The organism is Acidovorax sp. SUPP1855, from assembly GCF_030158955.1.
Classification (GTDB): Bacteria; Pseudomonadota; Gammaproteobacteria; order Burkholderiales; family Burkholderiaceae_C; genus Paracidovorax.
This window is the reverse complement of the sequence record NZ_BQXI01000017.1, coordinates 1-16,258: the sequence shown is the minus strand read 5'-3', so window position 1 is coordinate 16,258 and position 16,258 is coordinate 1. Positions and strand designations below refer to the sequence as shown.

The 16,258-nt window shown below is 65.6% G+C and carries 26 protein-coding genes; 16 read left to right on the top strand and 10 right to left on the bottom strand.

The annotated features are described in order from the left end of the window. Positions 1-4: 4 nt before the first annotated feature. From AVMA1855_RS15595 to AVMA1855_RS15555, 9 genes are all read right to left on the bottom strand, one after another. Positions 5-202 carry a hypothetical protein gene (locus tag AVMA1855_RS15595; RefSeq protein ID WP_284426409.1) on the bottom strand — a complete coding sequence of 66 codons (198 nt, stop codon included), beginning with the start codon at positions 200-202 and terminating at the stop codon, positions 5-7. Next, positions 202-429 (bottom strand): hypothetical protein, encoded by a 228-nt coding sequence (locus tag AVMA1855_RS15590; protein ID WP_284426408.1) that lies wholly within the window; start codon positions 427-429, stop codon positions 202-204. The genes AVMA1855_RS15595 and AVMA1855_RS15590 overlap by 1 nt, the downstream gene beginning before the upstream one ends. Then, on the bottom strand, positions 426-575 hold the full coding sequence (locus AVMA1855_RS15585; RefSeq protein ID WP_284426407.1) for a hypothetical protein: 150 nt from the start codon (positions 573-575) through the stop codon (positions 426-428). Before AVMA1855_RS15585 ends, AVMA1855_RS15590 begins: the two co-directional genes overlap by 4 nt. Further along, entirely contained in the window at positions 572-1,810 is a 1,239-nt protein-coding gene (locus AVMA1855_RS15580; protein WP_284426406.1) for an ExeA family protein, read from the bottom strand. The genes AVMA1855_RS15585 and AVMA1855_RS15580 overlap by 4 nt, the downstream gene beginning before the upstream one ends. A gap of 5 nt (positions 1,811-1,815) precedes the next feature. Continuing rightward, positions 1,816-3,639, bottom strand: a complete 1,824-nt coding sequence (locus AVMA1855_RS15575) for an integrase (protein ID WP_284426405.1) — start codon at positions 3,637-3,639, stop codon at positions 1,816-1,818. 5 nt (positions 3,640-3,644) lie between these two features. Continuing rightward, on the bottom strand, positions 3,645-4,268 hold the full coding sequence (locus tag AVMA1855_RS15570) for a hypothetical protein (RefSeq protein ID WP_284426404.1): 624 nt from the start codon (positions 4,266-4,268) through the stop codon (positions 3,645-3,647). Between the two features lie 340 nt (positions 4,269-4,608). Continuing rightward, entirely contained in the window at positions 4,609-4,920 is a 312-nt protein-coding gene (locus AVMA1855_RS15565; protein ID WP_284426403.1) for a helix-turn-helix domain-containing protein, read from the bottom strand. Further along, positions 4,917-5,177 carry a hypothetical protein gene (locus tag AVMA1855_RS15560; protein WP_284426402.1) on the bottom strand — a complete coding sequence of 87 codons (261 nt, stop codon included), beginning with the start codon at positions 5,175-5,177 and terminating at the stop codon, positions 4,917-4,919. The genes AVMA1855_RS15565 and AVMA1855_RS15560 overlap by 4 nt, the downstream gene beginning before the upstream one ends. Positions 5,178-5,179: 2 nt before the next feature. Continuing rightward, the gene (locus tag AVMA1855_RS15555) at positions 5,180-5,650 is read right to left on the bottom strand and encodes a hypothetical protein (RefSeq protein ID WP_284426401.1); all 471 of its coding nucleotides are present in this window, start codon (positions 5,648-5,650) and stop codon (positions 5,180-5,182) included. A 96-nt stretch (positions 5,651-5,746) separates the two neighbouring features. On the opposite strand from AVMA1855_RS15555, the gene AVMA1855_RS15550 reads away from it, so the two are divergent. Next, a complete protein-coding gene (locus AVMA1855_RS15550; protein WP_284426400.1) occupies positions 5,747-5,992 on the top strand; it encodes a hypothetical protein in 246 nt (81 codons plus the stop codon). A gap of 27 nt (positions 5,993-6,019) precedes the next feature. Here the strand turns inward: AVMA1855_RS15550 and AVMA1855_RS15545 are convergent, their stop codons facing one another. Continuing rightward, the gene (locus tag AVMA1855_RS15545) at positions 6,020-6,283 is read right to left on the bottom strand and encodes a DNA-binding protein (protein ID WP_284426399.1); all 264 of its coding nucleotides are present in this window, start codon (positions 6,281-6,283) and stop codon (positions 6,020-6,022) included. 187 nt (positions 6,284-6,470) lie between these two features. On the opposite strand from AVMA1855_RS15545, the gene AVMA1855_RS15540 reads away from it, so the two are divergent. The 15 genes from AVMA1855_RS15540 (at position 6,471) to AVMA1855_RS15470 (ending at position 16,211) form a co-directional block, all read left to right on the top strand. Further along, the gene (locus AVMA1855_RS15540; protein ID WP_284426398.1) at positions 6,471-6,821 is read left to right on the top strand and encodes a helix-turn-helix domain-containing protein; all 351 of its coding nucleotides are present in this window, start codon (positions 6,471-6,473) and stop codon (positions 6,819-6,821) included. 36 nt (positions 6,822-6,857) lie between these two features. Then, positions 6,858-7,283: a hypothetical protein gene (locus AVMA1855_RS15535; RefSeq protein WP_284426397.1), complete on the top strand. Its 426-nt coding sequence runs from the start codon at positions 6,858-6,860 to the stop codon at positions 7,281-7,283. Between the two features lie 129 nt (positions 7,284-7,412). After that, on the top strand, positions 7,413-7,778 hold the full coding sequence (locus AVMA1855_RS15530; RefSeq protein ID WP_284426396.1) for a putative holin: 366 nt from the start codon (positions 7,413-7,415) through the stop codon (positions 7,776-7,778). Between the two features lie 2 nt (positions 7,779-7,780). Then, entirely contained in the window at positions 7,781-8,380 is a 600-nt protein-coding gene (locus tag AVMA1855_RS15525) for a transglycosylase SLT domain-containing protein (RefSeq protein WP_284426395.1), read from the top strand. Between the two features lie 2 nt (positions 8,381-8,382). Continuing rightward, positions 8,383-8,514 carry a hypothetical protein gene (locus tag AVMA1855_RS15520; protein ID WP_284426394.1) on the top strand — a complete coding sequence of 44 codons (132 nt, stop codon included), beginning with the start codon at positions 8,383-8,385 and terminating at the stop codon, positions 8,512-8,514. After that, complete coding sequence (locus AVMA1855_RS15515) at positions 8,511-9,044, top strand: hypothetical protein (RefSeq protein ID WP_284426393.1); 534 nt, start codon at positions 8,511-8,513, stop codon at positions 9,042-9,044. The genes AVMA1855_RS15520 and AVMA1855_RS15515 overlap by 4 nt, the downstream gene beginning before the upstream one ends. After that, positions 9,034-9,270, top strand: coding sequence for a TraR/DksA C4-type zinc finger protein (locus tag AVMA1855_RS15510; RefSeq protein ID WP_284426392.1), 237 nt, complete (start codon positions 9,034-9,036; stop codon positions 9,268-9,270). Before AVMA1855_RS15515 ends, AVMA1855_RS15510 begins: the two co-directional genes overlap by 11 nt. Then, positions 9,267-9,698 (top strand): hypothetical protein, encoded by a 432-nt coding sequence (locus AVMA1855_RS15505; RefSeq protein WP_272569195.1) that lies wholly within the window; start codon positions 9,267-9,269, stop codon positions 9,696-9,698. The genes AVMA1855_RS15510 and AVMA1855_RS15505 overlap by 4 nt, the downstream gene beginning before the upstream one ends. Next, positions 9,695-10,009, top strand: coding sequence for a hypothetical protein (locus tag AVMA1855_RS15500; RefSeq protein ID WP_272569196.1), 315 nt, complete (start codon positions 9,695-9,697; stop codon positions 10,007-10,009). The genes AVMA1855_RS15505 and AVMA1855_RS15500 overlap by 4 nt, the downstream gene beginning before the upstream one ends. 25 nt (positions 10,010-10,034) lie before the next feature. Beyond that, positions 10,035-10,601: a phage protein Gp27 family protein gene (locus AVMA1855_RS15495; RefSeq protein WP_349817115.1), complete on the top strand. Its 567-nt coding sequence runs from the start codon at positions 10,035-10,037 to the stop codon at positions 10,599-10,601. Continuing rightward, positions 10,601-12,271 (top strand): hypothetical protein, encoded by a 1,671-nt coding sequence (locus AVMA1855_RS15490; protein ID WP_284426390.1) that lies wholly within the window; start codon positions 10,601-10,603, stop codon positions 12,269-12,271. The genes AVMA1855_RS15495 and AVMA1855_RS15490 overlap by 1 nt, the downstream gene beginning before the upstream one ends. A 4-nt stretch (positions 12,272-12,275) precedes the next feature. Further along, positions 12,276-13,877, top strand: a complete 1,602-nt coding sequence (locus tag AVMA1855_RS15485) for a DUF935 domain-containing protein (protein ID WP_284426389.1) — start codon at positions 12,276-12,278, stop codon at positions 13,875-13,877. A gap of 104 nt (positions 13,878-13,981) precedes the next feature. Continuing rightward, on the top strand, positions 13,982-15,208 hold the full coding sequence (locus AVMA1855_RS15480; protein ID WP_284426388.1) for a PBECR2 nuclease fold domain-containing protein: 1,227 nt from the start codon (positions 13,982-13,984) through the stop codon (positions 15,206-15,208). A gap of 17 nt (positions 15,209-15,225) precedes the next feature. Continuing rightward, positions 15,226-15,786, top strand: coding sequence for a phage virion morphogenesis protein (locus AVMA1855_RS15475; protein WP_284426387.1), 561 nt, complete (start codon positions 15,226-15,228; stop codon positions 15,784-15,786). A gap of 44 nt (positions 15,787-15,830) precedes the next feature. Beyond that, entirely contained in the window at positions 15,831-16,211 is a 381-nt protein-coding gene (locus AVMA1855_RS15470; protein WP_284426386.1) for a hypothetical protein, read from the top strand. Positions 16,212-16,258 lie beyond the last annotated feature (47 nt).

Sequence of the window (16,258 nt, the reverse complement as noted above, 5' to 3'; positions counted from 1 at the left end):
GCTCCTAGCAGCGGTAACCGCGGCTATCGATGCGCTTGTGGTCATCCGCCCCGGCGCGGGTGGCCGGGGCGGGGCTGGTCGTCCAGACAGGCGCACGCATGAGGTCGTATTGCGCGGCCGGCGCCGGGTCTGCAGGGCGCAGGGAGGGCCGCTCTTTGTCGCGGGGCCGTCCCCGGCCGGGAAGGATTCGTTCGGTGGTCATCAGAGCAGCCCTCCACCGATGCGGCGGGCCGGGAGCCGGTCCAGCTCGGGCTGGATGCCCAGGCACATTTGCTGGCCTACCGCCATGCCCTGCAGATGCACGCGGTCCATGCGGGTGTCCAGCTTGTAGATTTCCGCCGCGGCGATCAGCAGCATGGTCGTGAGCACCATGACCAACGCGCTCAGCAGAACGACCAGGGGAACGCGGGGATAGCGGCGCGTGTTCATGCTGCCTCCCTGCGCGGTACTACGGACTTCACGCCTTCCAGGTGGAGCGCTGCATTGATGGCCTCCCAGTCCGACGCGAACGCACCGCGCAGATGGCCCTTGGAGCCGTCATCCATGCGGATCAGGATCAGGTAGGGGCGCATCATTCCTCCCGTCCGACCTGGGCCACCAGCTTGCCCGTCACCAAGTCCTCGCCGCCCTGATGCGCCAAGTTCATGGCGCCGGACACGAGGTTGTTGATGGCGAGTGGATAGCACAGCGACCGCGGGCCCAGGCTGCGCTGGCCGCGCACACGGGTTTCAGTGGTGACGCGCAGGCGTGCCACGATGGCCTCGGCAGCATCGCTGGCAAACACCTTGTCGTAGTTGCCACCGATCCGGGCGAACTTGTGGCGCAAGTAGGCTTCCACATCGTTGTCCAGCGGCTCGATGAAGCGCTTTTCGCAGCGCTGCACCACCTCGCGCACGTCAAAGGATTTCTCGTCCATGCGCCAGTCGAGCTCGGTCTGGCCGATCAGCATCACGGCCAGCAGCGGCGTGAAAGCGCCGTCGTCCATCTCGTAGAAGTTCTTCAAGTGCTTGATGGTCTGCACGGCCAGGCGGTGGGCCTCTTCGATCACCAGGACATGCCGATTGCCCGCGTTGGTGCTGGCGCGCAGCGCATCGCGCATCTGGCGCAGGCGGGCCTGGTAGGACTGCTTGATGGGCTCGCCCGGCGTGATGTCGCGGATGATGATTTCCACGAGGTCACTGGCGCGCAGCGGGCGGCTCTTGCGGTCCCCGTTGTCCAGCCCTTCGATGCCGGGCTCGATGACCACGATTTGCTTCTGGCTGGTCTGAATCCACTTGATCAGGTCCTTGCGCACCGTGGACTTGCCGGCGCCCGATTCGGCGATCACGGCCAGCATGCCGCCATGCTCGGCCACGTTGCGCACGGCAGCGCGCACCTTGCGCGTGTTCTCATTGAGAAACACATCGGCCACGCTGCGCATTTCGTTGGTGAAAGGGTCCCGCTCCAGCGCGAAGTAGTCCCTCGCGTCGGGGGTGATCGTGTGCTTGCGTAGTAGCATGTCCTCGTCCTTGAGTTGATTGAGGTTGGTTCGGGGGCTTGGAGTCGAGGCGTTTGCCTCAGTGGGCTGGGCAGCGTTGGCGCGCTGCCCGGCACACTCTTCAAAAGCGGTTGCCACCCTCTCAGGGGCAATCCCGCGTTGAATCAGGAGTTGGGTGATATCGCGCTTGAGCCTGAATTCCAGGCCCTGGCCTTTGGGCCAGCGGTCGTGCTTGAGCGCAAGGCTCACCGTGGCAGCGCTCACCTTGAGCAGGCGCGCCAGTTCGGACTGGCTGATGTTCAGCTCCAACAAGATGGATTGCAGGTTCAGCATGGGCGTCACATCCCCACAGCGCGCAGGCCACCGAATGCTTCGGGCTGCTCGACCTGGCCGCGCTGGAATTGCGCGACCAGGGCATCCACTTGGTCATCCGGCATGACCTCGGGCCACCGGGCCTTGATGAATCGGTTCTCGTCCCGCGTGACCGGGCGACCGATCTGCTTGGCGATGCGCTGGATCGCCAGCGCCGTATCCACCTGGTCCAGCACTGCGGCGTTCGCCACCGGGTTGGCAACGTCCAGGGCGGTGCCCTTGCGTGGCAGGTAGGACGGCAGCACGGCATCGTTCATGCGCCGCATCGGATCGACCATGCCGCGCAGCCCCGCCGCTGGCTGGGCCTCCTTGCCCTTGGCCTGCGCCTTGCGCGCCGCCTCGGCCGCGGTCACGGTGGTGGTGCCCGTGGCGAGCTGGTCGATCTCCTTCATGTGCCGCTGCGCCGGGGTTTCGGCGTGCGCTTTGAACTGCTCGCCGATCACGGCCGCGCCGTCCAGGAAGCCGAACTCCGAACGCTCCTTGCGCTCCAGAACGTGATAGACCTCGCGCCCCGCATCGTCCACGCCGATGGCCTGGGCCGAGTCCGGGCGCCAGGCATTGCGCACGATCTGCAGTTTCTGTCGCACGATCACGCCCGGCACGTGGGAGACGTCCCAGGTCTCGCCCAGGAACTCCACTTCGAGGAAGTCGTTCACCGTGCGCTCCTGCGGCGCGGAGACAGCCAGTTCTCGGCACAAATCGATGCCGGGTGCAATCACCAGCTGCTCGGCCTGGATGCGCATGAACGCCTCGAAGCGGGTCATGCCATGGCGGCTGTGGACCTGCGTGGCGTTGAACCAGCGCGCCCACTTGAGGGCCGCCGCGTTGATCTCTTCCAGCGTCTCCAGGCGCATCAACTTAAACGTGGATTCGAAGCTGCGCTCCACCATGTCCTGGGCCTTCTCCACCTGCCCCTTGGCGCGCGGGTTCTTCGGCTTGTTGATGACCACGCGCACGCGCAGGGCCTTGCACAGGTTGAGAAACGGCGGGCTCGTGTTGGCGCCGCCCGGGTCCAGCGTCACCAGCACCGGCACGCCATGGAACGGGTTGCCCTCGCGCTGGTGCATGGCCTGGATGAACGTTTCTGCCAGGTTGCCCCCGGTTTCGCCGCCCGTGACGTACCAGACGAAGATGGCACCGCTGGTGTGGTCGGTCACCACATAGCGCCACAGGCTGGCCTGAATGACCCGCACCAGGTTGTCGGGCTTGTTCGAGTAGTCCTCGTCGTGGCGCGTCATCCGCAACCCGGTGTCCTTGCCCTTGGAGGGCAGGTAGAACAACACGCTGCGGCTGGCGTCGATCTGCCAGACGTGGTTCGGGTGCCGGCTGGCCTGGTGCACGGCAGGCGCAGGCGCCAGCAGCTGGTCGGGATGCAGGCGGTAAGTGCGCAGCGCGGCGATGATCGCGCTGGTGGACAGCCGCAGGATTTCGCCATCGCTGTCCACGCGCTCGGCGCGGATTAGTTCGTTGGCGCGCAGGTCCTCCACGGCATCAGCGATCGATTTCAACCGCTTATTGTTCTTGCGCATGTGCTCCAGCAGCATGAAGCTGATGCGAGCGGCTTCGTCGCGCGTGAGGGCCGTTTGGCCGGCATCGCAGCGGCGTTTACGGGGTTTGGCAGACACGATGGAGACCTCCTTGATTTTGCGGATGACAGTGGCAACGGATAGCTGGAGCTCGGCGCTCGCCGCTTCGTAGATCGGCGTCTTTGCGCCCCAGGGGGCCGCTTGCAGCGCCTGGCTGTAATGCACCAGGCGCTGCGTAATGGCGGGGTTGGTTGCGCGGGCCATGGGGTTCAGTTCGCCAGGGGCGTGACGCCTGTAGGCGCTGTCATGTCTTCCATCCAGGCGGGGCGTTCGCTGTCCACCAGGTCCACGCCGAGGCGGCCGGCGATGGAGCGCAGCGCGGAGGCCAACTGCTGCAGTTGCCCAGCCATCCATGCGTCTTGCGAAATGCCGCTGGCTTCTGCGTGGTCGCGCAGGTTTTCCAGGCCCTCGCGCAAGGGGCCGTTCACGATGCCGGCCACATCCAGCGCCAGCTTCTCCACCCCGGCCCGGTGGTGGGTTGCTACCTCGTCGGGCGTGGCCTGCGCCAGGCGGCGGGCCTGCTTGCGCAGTGCCTCCTTTTCGTTGACGAGCGCCCGCTTGTCCTCGGCGAGGCTTTCCACCTGGTCGTTGGCGTCCTGCAGTTCTTCCTGCAGGGCGGCTTTTTCCTGAGCGGTCCGAACCGCCAGTTCGTGCAGCACGTCCAGCACCTGTTCGCGGGTGGTGGCCTCTTCCACCGCGCGGCGCACCAGTTCCTGGTCGGGGGCAGGCAGCGCCTTGATGGCGTTGTAGTCGCGCTGGTGCAGGCCCAGACGCTCGGCTTGCTCGAAGGCTTCCTGGCCGATGGTTCGCTGGTTGCCCAAGATCATTTGCATCCGGGCGTAGCCTCTACCGAGCTTGACCTGGCAAAACTCATCCAGGCTCGCAAAATTCAAACCGTTTGAAGCCTCGGGATTGCGCAGGAGGCGCCAAGCCTTTGATTTCTTTACGTTTTCATAGATGGCGAGGGCTGCAGACTCTGAAACCGTTTGAATAAAAGTCAGTGCTTCAAGCCTTCCAAGGTCGATTCCTGCAGCGAGAACTTCGTCCATCGCGTCATGCGCAGCCGCGAGCTGCGCAGGAGCGGCATCCAACGTGGCCAGGGATGTCTCGTTGAGCTTCGGCGCCTCTGCGGGCGCCGTGGTGGTCTTGGGGGTGCGTGCCATGTAGTGCTGCTCAGTTGGTCAAGGTGTAGTTGCGCTGGACCTGTTCCAGGTCGTTCTTCGCGCGTTCAAAGTCAGCCATGACGCGGAACGTCAGGCGGCTGAAACGGGTGGTGATGTGAAAGCGCTCGGTGGACTCGTCCTTCTCGACCCAGCCCTTGCCGATCAACACGGCCGCGGTACGGGTCACGTAGGACGGGGGGCAGCGCATGGCGGCGGCCAGATCCTTGTTGGACATGCCGTCCACGACGCGGCCAGCCAGGCACTCCAGCATTTCCAGGGCGCGCAGCACCTGGGCGCCGGTTTTCGTGTCGTCCTGGCTCATGCGGGCACCTTGCGGCGAGCTCGCAGCAGCTCCACGGCCTGGGCCGCGGCGCGCTCTGCGGGGGTCGGGCCGTACCAGTGCTGAAACACCACGGTGCAGCCATTGGTGTCTTGTGCTGTCTTGCACAGAACGGGCTTGTCAGCGGAACCTGTGCTGCTTACCGGAAGGCCGATCCGGTCGAAGTCTTCGCGCTTGGCGATGCCGACATAGATGTAGTTGGGTGTCATCACGCTCACCCAGTTGGAATCGATGGTCATGGTCAAAGCTCCAGTTCCGGCGCTGCATAGCGCGCCACGTTGTGGTGATGGAAAGCCACCTGCTCCAGGTGCGTGCGAAGCGCTTCCAGGGTGGCGGCGGGGTCGGCAGAAGACGGGTCGGCATAGAACGCGGTCAGCAGTTGCAGCGCGGCGGCGCAACTGCTGTTGACCGCCAGCAGATCGGCTTGGCCCACGTTGCGGCCCGTGGGCATGGGGATGGACAAGCGGCCCGCTGCCGCGGCATACCAGTCGGTGACGTAATGGCAACCGCAGGCGAGCTCGTAGGCCGGCACCAGGATGGCGGGCATCCGGCCGGTGCCCAGCCACTTGTAGAGGCTGTCGTGGGTCACCCCCATGCGGTCGGCGATGCGCTCGACGCTCAGGTTGTGGCGGTCCTGCGCGAACTCCTTGCACAGCCGCAGGGCATGCACCAGGCTGTTGGCTCGCAGGTGTTTCCAGGTGCGGCGGGTCATTGGAAGTCTCCTGAGCACGACGCTTCCAAAAGCACTTTCCCTTGGAAGGCGGACCGCGAGCAAAGTCCATCCATCGCAAACACAGAGGGGGACGCAATGGACGCACGCAATTTCGATGAACTGGCAGGCCGTGTGGAAGGCGTGGGGCAGGCGCTGCTGTATCTCACGGCCGAGCTGGAGATGGCCGGCATCATTGACGGACCTCGCTTGGCTCAAGCGTGGCGCACAGCACAGCGCCCGAACGTGCTTCCAGTGCTGGAGACGGCTCGCCGCACGCTGCTTGAACTGGCGCATGCGCTGGATGAGGCACGAAAGAACCGCCAAGCACTGGCGCTCCGATGACGAAGCCGAAGGCATTGGCTGCGCAAGTCATGCCAGCGCTCCCGCCTGGCTGGCCTTGGCCGAAACACGTACAGGGGCCACCCGTGCCGGACGAGTGGTGATCACCCCGTTCTTCATGCCCAGCAAGACAGCGATGTTGTGGCTCATGCCGCGCATGCACTTCTTGCGGCCGGCCAGGATTTCACGCACGAGGGCATCGCTCACCTTGTTTTCGCGGGACCACTGGGCGATCGATATGCCCTGGTAATCAAGCCAGGCGCGGGCTTCGGCGGCGGTTCTTAGCTTCTTCATGGCGTGCCAGAATGGTGTGATTTGGTGTGGTCAAAACAGGGGGAAACAGAACATCGGGTTCGGAATGTGGAGCGGACTGCGGTTCATTTTTTTGCCCTTGCTGGTGGTGCTTGGTGGTGCTTGGCTGGCTTGGGTGTGATTATGGTGCGGATATCCGCACCTTGCAATAGAAAGTGCAGACATTTGCATGATTGGGGAACGTTTGCGTGAGGAGCGAGAGCGGCTTGGTTTGACGCAGCCTGCTTTTGCTGACGCCGCTGGCGCAAAGAAGCGCACCCTCATTGATTGGGAGAAAGGGGTGTCTTCGCCGACGGCTGTTCAGCTATCTGCGCTCGCTGGAATTGGTGTGGATGTGCTGTATGTCCTGACTGGGCAATCCAGCCAGCCAGCAACTGCGCCGGAGAGGCTGACCCCTCGGCAGCGCGCATTGCTCAACAACTACGAGCACACGAGTGAAGAGGGCAAAAGAATCATCGAAGGCACAGCCGATTTGGCAGCTAAATCAGCGGCCGCCGGGGGGCGCAATAAGGCCGCGTGAGGCGGCGAACCAAACTTTTTTTAACGAGGGAGAAGAATGAATAAGTACATACTTTTGACAGCGTTACTCGCGCCATTCGCTGCACATTCAGCCGGGAATGAGTTGGCCGAACTGAAAAACAAGAACTTGGTGCTTTCAACGAACGCAGACACTTGCGTGCTCATCGGTCGCACTGCTTTCGTTGAAGCGCGCACGGCTGCACGGCCAATCGCCACTAGCGAGGCAGAGGTCTGCGTTGTCGAAGGCAAAGACGCAGCGAAGACTGCACACGCAGAGATGAAGTCAGCATTCAAAAAGAAGGCACAAACTGAGCTGACGGAGTGGCGTTTGGAGTGGATGGCCACCTTTGATGCAGCCGTCCCTAAAGTGGGTGATTCCGAAAGCACGTATGTCAGCCGGGTCAAGGCCGCACGTAGCAACGTGGACCGGGCGACGAACAAGATTGAAATAGCGCTGGAGTAGTAGGTACGCGGCCTCATTCAGCAAGCAAGGTGCTGATAGTGGCCGCGTCCACAAGACGCGCGATGCCCCTCTGCAGACACTGACGGCTTACCCCTCACGGGGCCGTCACTGTCTGCCCAGGAGGGGCCAATGCAACTCAGAGATTCCATCCCCGTTTGGCTGCGCGCACCGCGCAATTCGCTCTGGCTCGTCCTCGCCGTCGTGCTGATCGTGTTGATCGCGGCGATCGCCCCGCAAAAGCTCAGCCTCACGATCTACAAGGCCTCGCTCGTCGCGCTCGCCGCCGTCATGGGCTACTGGCTGGACCGGGCCCTGTTCCCGTATGCCCGGCCCGACAGCTACCTGCATAGAGACTGGCGCCTGGGCACCACCGAGCCCGAGCATGACGCTGATTTTCCCATCGTGCAGCCCTACCTGCGCGCGTTCTGCGCGGCACAACTGCGCCGGGCCATCGTGGTCGCCGCGGTGGTCATCGGCGTGGCCCAGGGCATCTAGCCATGCGCCGCCGCGTGCTTTGCCTGGCGCTGGCCGCAGCGTTCGCGCAGTGGCCTGTCGCCCGCGCCCAGGTGCCGGATGACGCCCTGCGCTACCGCTCCCTGCTGATCCGTGTGGCGCAGGCCGAATGGGGCCTGCAGGCGCCCGTGGCGGCCTTCGCTGCCCAGGTGCACCAGGAGTCCGCATGGAACCCCGATGCCGTCTCTCGGGTGGGCGCTGCGGGCTTGGCCCAGTTCATGCCGGCAACGGCGCGCTGGATGCCGTCGATCCGTCCCAACTTGGCGAATCCGCAGCCCTACAACCCTGCGTGGGCTCTCCAAGCCATGGTGGCCTACGACCGCTGGCTGTACGACCGCACGCCGGCCCGCTACAGCCCGCTCGATCGCATGCACGTGGCCCTGCGCAGCTACAACGGCGGCCTGGGCCATTGGCAGCAGGAAGCCGCAGCCACGGGCCTGCGCTTGCCCGATCGCCTTCAGGTCGATGCAGCGTGCGGGCTGGCCCGCCGCGCGCCCGTGCACTGCGCGGAAAACCTGGGCTACCCCCACCGAATCCTCGTGGTCCTGCAGCCGCGCTACGCCGCGTGGGGGCCCGGGCTATGAGCATGGCATTCCTGCTTTTGGCTGTGGGCTGCGTGCTGGCTATGGCGGCCAAGGACGGGGTGTTTTTGGAAACCGTGCTCGTGTTGAGCCTCATCGCCGCGGTGGTGTCTTGTGCGAAGGAGCACGCCGCATGACCAATCCACCCTATCGCCTCATTGGGATTGCCCTGCTGATCTGCGCGGCGATCTACGGCGTCAAGCGCTGGGAAGCCCGGCTCATCGCCCGCGGCGATGCCCAGGGCGCAGCCCGCGTGCAAACCGACTGGGACGACCAGGAAAACGCCCGCAATGCCGCCACCGCCCGCGACAACGCCTCCAAGTTCCGCAACGCTGAAAGAGTCGCCGATGAAGATGCCCAACGCGAGGCCCAGCGCCTGGCCCGTGATGCTGCTGCCGCTGGTGCTGTGCGCGGGTTGCGCGCCGAGATTGCCCGCCTCAACCAGCGCCCCGATCCCTACTCAGCAGGAGATGCCGGCCTTGCCGCCTGCACTCGCGAAGCCGCCACCGCCCGAGAGCTTCTCGGAGAAAGCAGCGCTGCATATCAAGGGCTGGCAGCAGAGGCTGACGGACTCCGGGACCAGGTGACCGGCTTGCAGGGCTTCGCCCTCAACGTGTGCCGCGCTGGCCGACCAGCCGGGCTGCAGGGAGTCGCTCTTGGCCGATGACATCGACCGCGCCAGCGAGCGCGAGGAAGAAGACCTGGCCATCGCACTGCGCGAGCAGGCGCGCCGGGCAGGCCTGGCCGGAAAGACCCTGGCCGACTCGGCCACGGTCTGCCAGCAGGCCGGGTGCGATGAGCCGATACCACTGGTGCGCCGCCAGGCGCTGCCGGGGTGCCAGCTGTGCGTGGACTGCCAGGCACGGCGAGAAAGAAGCAAGGGACGGCGATGAACATACAGGTGGATTTTTGGCAGTTGGTGGGCCTGCTGGTGGCCTTCCTGGGCGCTTGCGGTGCTGGCGGCGGGCTGCTGCTCAGTCAGGTGCAAAAGCACTTGGACGAGCGCTTCGCGATGCAGGAAAAGATGCGCGAGGAACGCTCCGCGAGCCAGGACAAGGCCCGCGAAGACCAGCACAAGCAGCTGACCGTGCGGCTCGATGGCCTGGAGCAAGTGAACCGCGACGAGACGCTGCAGTGGCAGCGCGTGGAGCGGGAATTCTTGAAGCACATGGCGGAACTGCCCGTGAAGTACGTCATGCGTGACGACTACATCCGGGGTCAATCGATCATCGAAGCCAAGCTCGATGGGCTGGCCGGCAAGCTGGAAAACGCCCAGCTGCGCGCCGTCATCAACCACAACCAGGGAGCCTCCCACCTATGAACCCCGCCATTGACCAGGCACGCATCCGGCGCGAAGCATTGCGCTGGCTTGTCCTGCTCACACTGAACAACGCCCGGCCCATCGGCGCGTTCGAGGGTCCGATCCTGTCCGTCGCGCAGAGCGAATACCCGGACGCCACGCCCATCGAGCTGCGCCGCGAACTGGACTACCTTGCCGACCGCGAGCTGGTGCGGATCGACAAGCAGCCTTCGGGCAGATGGCATGCCGACCTTACGCGCTTCGGCACCGACGTGGCCGAGTACACGATCACGTGCGAGCCGGGCATCGCACGCCCCGCAAAGTACTGGTAGGCGTCGCATGGGAAGAAAGAGCACCGTGAGCCGCCTGCCGGCCGAGATCAAGACGTATATCGAGGCCATGCTCGCCACTGGCGCGCAGACCCTGGACGAGATGATCGCCGACCTGCAGGAGCGGTTTCCCGGTGAGGCGAGCGCGGGCCAGTTGCCCAGCCGCGCCGCGTTGCACCGCTACGGCACCAAGCTGGACCGGCGCCTGGCCGCGATCCGCGCCAGCACCGAGGCCGCCAAGATCATCCAGGCGCATGCTGGCGACGACCAGGACGCCCGCAGCGGAGCGCTGACCGCCCTCATTCAGACCGAGTTGTTTGAGGCCATCCTGGACGTGCAGGAGGCCGTGGACGATCCCGAAAACCCCATCGATCCCGCCGAACGTGTGGGGATGCTATCGGCTGCAGCGAAGAACATCGCAACGCTCACTCGATCCAGCATCAACCTCAAGGAGTTCCAAGCCAAGGTGGAAGACGCCACCCGGCGCAAGATGCTGGCCGAGCAGCAGGCGAACCTCGAGAAGATCGCCAAGAGCCAAGGCATGAGCCAGGAGCAGCTTGATTTCTGGATTCGGGACTTCCTCGGGGTGCGCTGATGGCCGAAGTGATCCAGCCGCTGGCGAGCACCGTCCGCGTCGTCGAATGGGACGAGCTGCCGGCCCGTGCCCGATCGATCCCGGCCAACCTGAACCCGGTGGCCGAGGGCGTGCTGATGCTGCACCAGCGCCAGGCCGTGGCGCTCCCGCATTCGATCATCGCCATCCCGAAGGGCCGGCGGACCGGCATCACGTTCGCGGTCATGCTGCGCAAGACGCTGGTGGCGGCCGCCAGCAAGGAGGCCGGTGGCGATAACGTCTACTACATCGGGGACACCAAGGAAAAGGGCCTGGAGGCCATCGGCTACTGCGCCAAGTTCGCACGCGTGATCGCCAAGGCCCAGGGCCAGGTCTCGCAGATTGAAGAGTTCCTGTTTGAGGACCAGGACCCCGCCACTGGCAATACCCGCCGAATCACGGCGTACCGAATCCGGTTCGCCAGCGGCTTCCAGATTTGCGCGCTGTCCAGCCGACCCGCCAACATCCGCGGCCTGCAGGGCCACGTCGTCATCGATGAGGCCGCATTCCACATGGACGTGCAGGGCGTGCTCGATGCGGCCACCGCGCTGCTGATCTGGGGCGGCCAGATCACGGTCATCAGCTCGCAGAACGGAAAGAACAACCCGTTCGCGCAGTTCGTGAGAGACATCGAGGCCGGCCGCTACGGCGAGGACGCCGCGGTGTTCACGGTCACCTTCGATGAAGCGGTGGCGAACGGGCTCTATGAGCGCGTGTGCTGGATGAAGGGCAAGACCCCTACGGCCGAAGACAAGGCCAAGTGGTACGCCAAGATTCGCAACGGCTACGGGGTGCGCAAGGCGGCCATGCGCGAGGAGCTGGACGTGATCCCGCGCGACGGCAACGGCGTTTGCCTGCCCGGCGTCTGGATCGAGAACGCCATGACGCTGGAGCCTAAGCGCGTCCTGCGCCTGGCGCTGGACGATGACTTCTTGCTCAAGAGTCCGGCAGAGCGCGAGGCCTGGACGAAAGACTGGATCGAGCGCAACCTCGACCCCGAGTTGCGGCGACTGGACCCGCAACTGCGCCACGTGTTCTCCCAAGACTATGCGCGGCATCGTGACTTTTCCGTCTGGGGCGCCATCTCGCTGGGGGCCGGCATGCGCCGCCAGCTGCCGCTGTGCATCGAAATGCACAAGGTGCCCTATGCCCAGCAGCGGCAAATTATTTGGCACGCGATCCAACACCTGCCGCGCCAGTGCGGCGGTGCCATGGACGCCACGGGTTCCGGCGAGACGCTGGCCGAGGAAACCGCCGACAAGTTCGGCCGCAGCCGCGTTCACCAGGTCAAGCTGAACCGGGGTTGGTACGGCACCTGGATGCCCAAGCTGGTTCAGGCCTTCGAGGACGGGGTGATCGAGATTCCGGCCGACCCCGATATCGCGGGCGATCTGCGTGCCATCGAGGAGGTGGACGGCATTGCCATGGTGACCAAGGCCCGCCGCAAGGACATCAAAGACCCCGACCTGTACCGCCACGGCGACGCGGCCGTCATGCTTTGCCTTGGCTGGTTCGCCACGCTGCATCTGAGCGCGGCCTTCGACTTCATCCCCGTGCCCGCGCTGCCGCGCGGCTTCGACAACCTCGGCGCGGAAGGCGAGGACCAGGACGACGACCTCCTGGCCCACGCAGAAGCGCACGCCACCTGGTAGAGCCATGGCAACCTCCCGCATCCTCGGCCCTGACGGCCAGCCCATCACCACGCCCGACCTGAAAGAGCCGCAGACCTCGCGGCTCTTGCACTTGCAGGGCGAACTGCAAAGCCACCCCACGCGCGGCCTCACGCCGACCCGGCTCGCGCGCATCCTGGACGCAGCGGAACAGGGCGACCTCACGGCCCAGTTCGAACTGTTCGAGGACATGGAGGAAAAGGACGGCCACATCGCCAGCGAGATGAGCAAGCGCCGCCGTGCCTGCGTTCTGGACTGGGAGGTGGTCGCGCCTCCCAACGCCAGCACGGCCGAATCCAAAGCCGCCGAGCAGCTGGGCGAGCTCATGACCGAGATTCCGGATTTCGAGGACATGGTGTTCGACGTGACCGACGCCATAGGCAAAGGCTTTGCCTGCCTGGAACTGGAGTGGCACCGCGTGGAACGGTGGTGGGTGCCCAAGACCATCACGCACCGCCCGCAGAACTGGTTCAGCCTGCACCGCGGCTACCGCCAGGAACTGCGCCTGCGCTCCAACACCACCGAGGACGGCAAGCAGGGCGAGGCCCTGCAGCCCTTCGGCTGGATCACGCACGTGCACAAGGCCAAGAGCGGCTACCTGGAGCGGTCGGCCTTGTTCCGCCAGCTGGTCTGGACGTACCTGTTCAAGAACTACAGCGTCGGCGACCTGGCCGAGTTCCTGGAGATCTATGGCATCCCCCTGCGCGTGGGCAAGTACCCGGCCAGCGCGAGCGAAAAGGAAAAGGCCACCCTGCTGCGCGCCCTGGTGGGCGTGGGCCACAACGCCGCGGGCATCGTGCCCGAGGACATGGTGATCGAGTTCCACAACGCGGCCACGGGCGACCCGAAAGCCTTCGAGCTCATGATGAGCTGGTGCGAGAAGAACCAGAGCAAGGTGATCCTGGGCGGCACGCTCACCAGCGGCGCCGATGGCAAGAGCAGCACCAACGCGCTGGGCAACATCCACAACGAAGTGCGCAAGGACCTGCGCGACGGCGACGTGCGCCAGTGCAATACGACGCTGAGCCGCGACCTTGTTTACGCGATCGCTGCCCTCAACGGACTGGCGCCGGGCGGCATGCGCCGCGCACCCCTCATGCGGCTCAATGCGCAAGAGCCCGAGGACCTCACGGCCTATGCGGATGCGCTGCCCAAGCTCGTGGCCATCGGCGTGCGCCCCACGGTGCAGTGGGCCCACGAGCGCCTGGGCATTCCCGTGGCGCAAGACGGCGAGGCCGTGCTGGCCCCGCCCGCCGCCCCTGTGCCGCCAGTGCCCCCGGTGCCCACCGGCACGGCGGCCACCACGGCAGTGGTGCCGACCGGCCAGGCCGTGACGCTGCCGCCTTCCGCGCTCATGCAGCCCCAACTGGCACAGAACGTGGCCCCGGCCGTGGCAGGTTGGATCGACCGCGTGCGCGAGCTCGTGCAGCGCGCGCAGTCCCTCGCGGAAATCCGTGACGGCTTGGATGCGCTGCTGCCTGGCATGACCCTGGACCAGTACGCCGCAGCCATGGCCGAGGCCCTGACCGCGGCCCAGCTCGCAGGCCGCTACGAAGTGCTGCAGGAGGCCGCCAATGCCAACCCCTGACCTTGGCCGATTTAAGCCCGGTCGGCGAGCCGCCGCCCCCGTCGCCCATCCTCGCGCGCCGACAGGCGCTGTAAACGCCCATAAACGGGTTTGCCGGGGGTCCGGTGGCTGATGCAGCCTACGGCAGTCTGCCGTTCCGCGAACAAGCGGAATTCTTTCGCCGCAAACTCAACCTGCCCACCGATGGCTGGACCGACCTCTACAACGGGGAACACGACTGGTCCTTCGTCGTGGCCGGCGCCAACCGGGATGCGATCGTGGCCGACTTCCGCGGCGCGGTGGAGCGGGCCATCGCGGGCCAATCCACGCTGGAGGACTTCCGCAAGGACTTCGACCGCATCGTGGCCACGCACGGTTGGGACTACAACGGCGGGCGCAACTGGCGCAGCCGCGTGATCTACGACACCAACCTGTCCACCAGCTACGCGGCCGGGCGCTGGCAGCAGCTGCAGGCGGCCCCGTACTGGCAGTACGAGCACCAGGACTGGGTGGAACACCCACGGCCGATCCATGTGAGTTGGAACGGTCTCGTCCTGGAGAAGGGCGATCCTGCCTGGGAGGTCATGTTTCCGCCCAACGGCTGGGGATGCCATTGCAAGGTGCGCGGCCTGTGGTTGCGAGACTTGGTGCGCCTGGGCAAGTCCGGCCCCGACCAGGCGCCCACCTTCAACTACGTCGAGCGCACCATCGGCCAGCGCAGCCTCAATGGCCCGCGCACGGTGCGCGTGCCCGAGGGCATCGATCCTGGCTTCGAGTACGCACCGGGTGCGGCCCGCATGCGCAGCGCTGTCCCGCCCGAGCGTCCCGGCCCCCTGGTGCCAGGCAGTGCGGGCGGGCCCGGCGTGCCCAACCGCGGCCCGGTCGATCCCCTGCCACCGCCGCGGCTGCTGCCGGCCTCCGAGCTACTGCCCGCGGGCCTGGATGCACCCGCGTCCGTCGATGCCTTCCTGGGCGCCCTGGGCGTGGAGCCCAGCGCCCCAGCCATCGTGCGCGACGTGATCGGCGAGCGCGTCGTGGTAAGCCGCGACATGTTCCTGGACGGCCAGGGTGCCCTGGAGGCCAACGGGCGCGGCTTGCCTTTGCTGGCCCGCGCGCTGCTGGACCCCGACGAGATCTGGACGCGCGTGGAATGGCTCCCTGCGCAGGAGCGCGCGGTGGTGCGGCGCCGGTACGTTGCGCGGTTCCTGGTCGAGGGCGAGCCCGCGCCATCCCTGGCCGTGTTCGAGGTCGGCGCGGACGGCTGGAGCGGAATCACCGTCCTGCAGGACGCCGCGCAGGCCGCGGACGATTGGCGCATCGGCGCGCTGCTGTACCGGCGCGAAGCGCTCTGACGAAAGGCGGGAGAGACATGGCAGGCACCCAGATCACGATGACGGTGGAAGACCGGCTGGCCCGCGCAATGCTCGCGCGCCAGGCGCTGCCCTCCACCGGCCCGCTCGCCCCGCGACTGGGCGAATACCTGCAGTCGTCCACGCAGGCGCGCTTCAAGACGCAGACGGCCCCGGACGGCACGCCCTGGGCGCCGTTGAAACCCCGTTACGCGCGGCGCAAGAAGTACCACCAGGACAAGGTGCTGACCCTGCGAGGCTACCTGCGCAGCGGCATCCACTACCAGGTGGTGGATGACAACACCGTGGCGGTCGGCACCAATGCCAAATACGGCGCGATCCACCAGTTCGGCGGCGAGATCGACCAACTCGAGCGGGCCGCCACCGTGCGCTATCGCAGCGTGGCGGGCAAGGTGCTGTTTGCGGGCAAGAAGCACAAGACCGCCACCGAGCGGGCCGTGACGATCCCGGCGCACAAGGTCAAGATGCCGGCGCGGCCCTACCTGGGCATCAGTGCGGCGGACGATGCGGAGATTCGGGAGATCATCCGGGAGTGGGTGGTGGAGCGTAGCCGCGGCTGAGCTCACAGGGAATAATGGTCACTCCATTTCTTAGGGAGAGACGCATGAACGATTTTGAAGGCGTGGACGCGGAGGGTGGGGAAAGCGCCAAATCTGAAATAGTGCCGGGATCGAAGGTTGAGACCGCGCTGGCTGTGCTAGGTAAAACTTCGGCCGGGAATTTGGTTAAAGCCGTTTCTTCTCTGTGCACGGCCTTGACGGACATACCAGTCGCCTGGCTAGAGGGTTTTGCTGCCCGAGAAAGAGCGAATACGGCTGGGCAGGTACTCATCTCAAAAACCACAGCGCAGCGCATTTCCAACGAGCTTGAAGTGCCGGAAACATACGTCGAGGCAGCTATGCACAAGGGAACCTCTCAAAACCCATCCGGTCCCTTGTTGATCGAGAACGCGTGCTCCATCCTTTGCCATGATCACTCCCCGTAGCGCCCTGAAGTTCGACCTGTTCGCTGAGGCCTCGCGCCAACACAAGA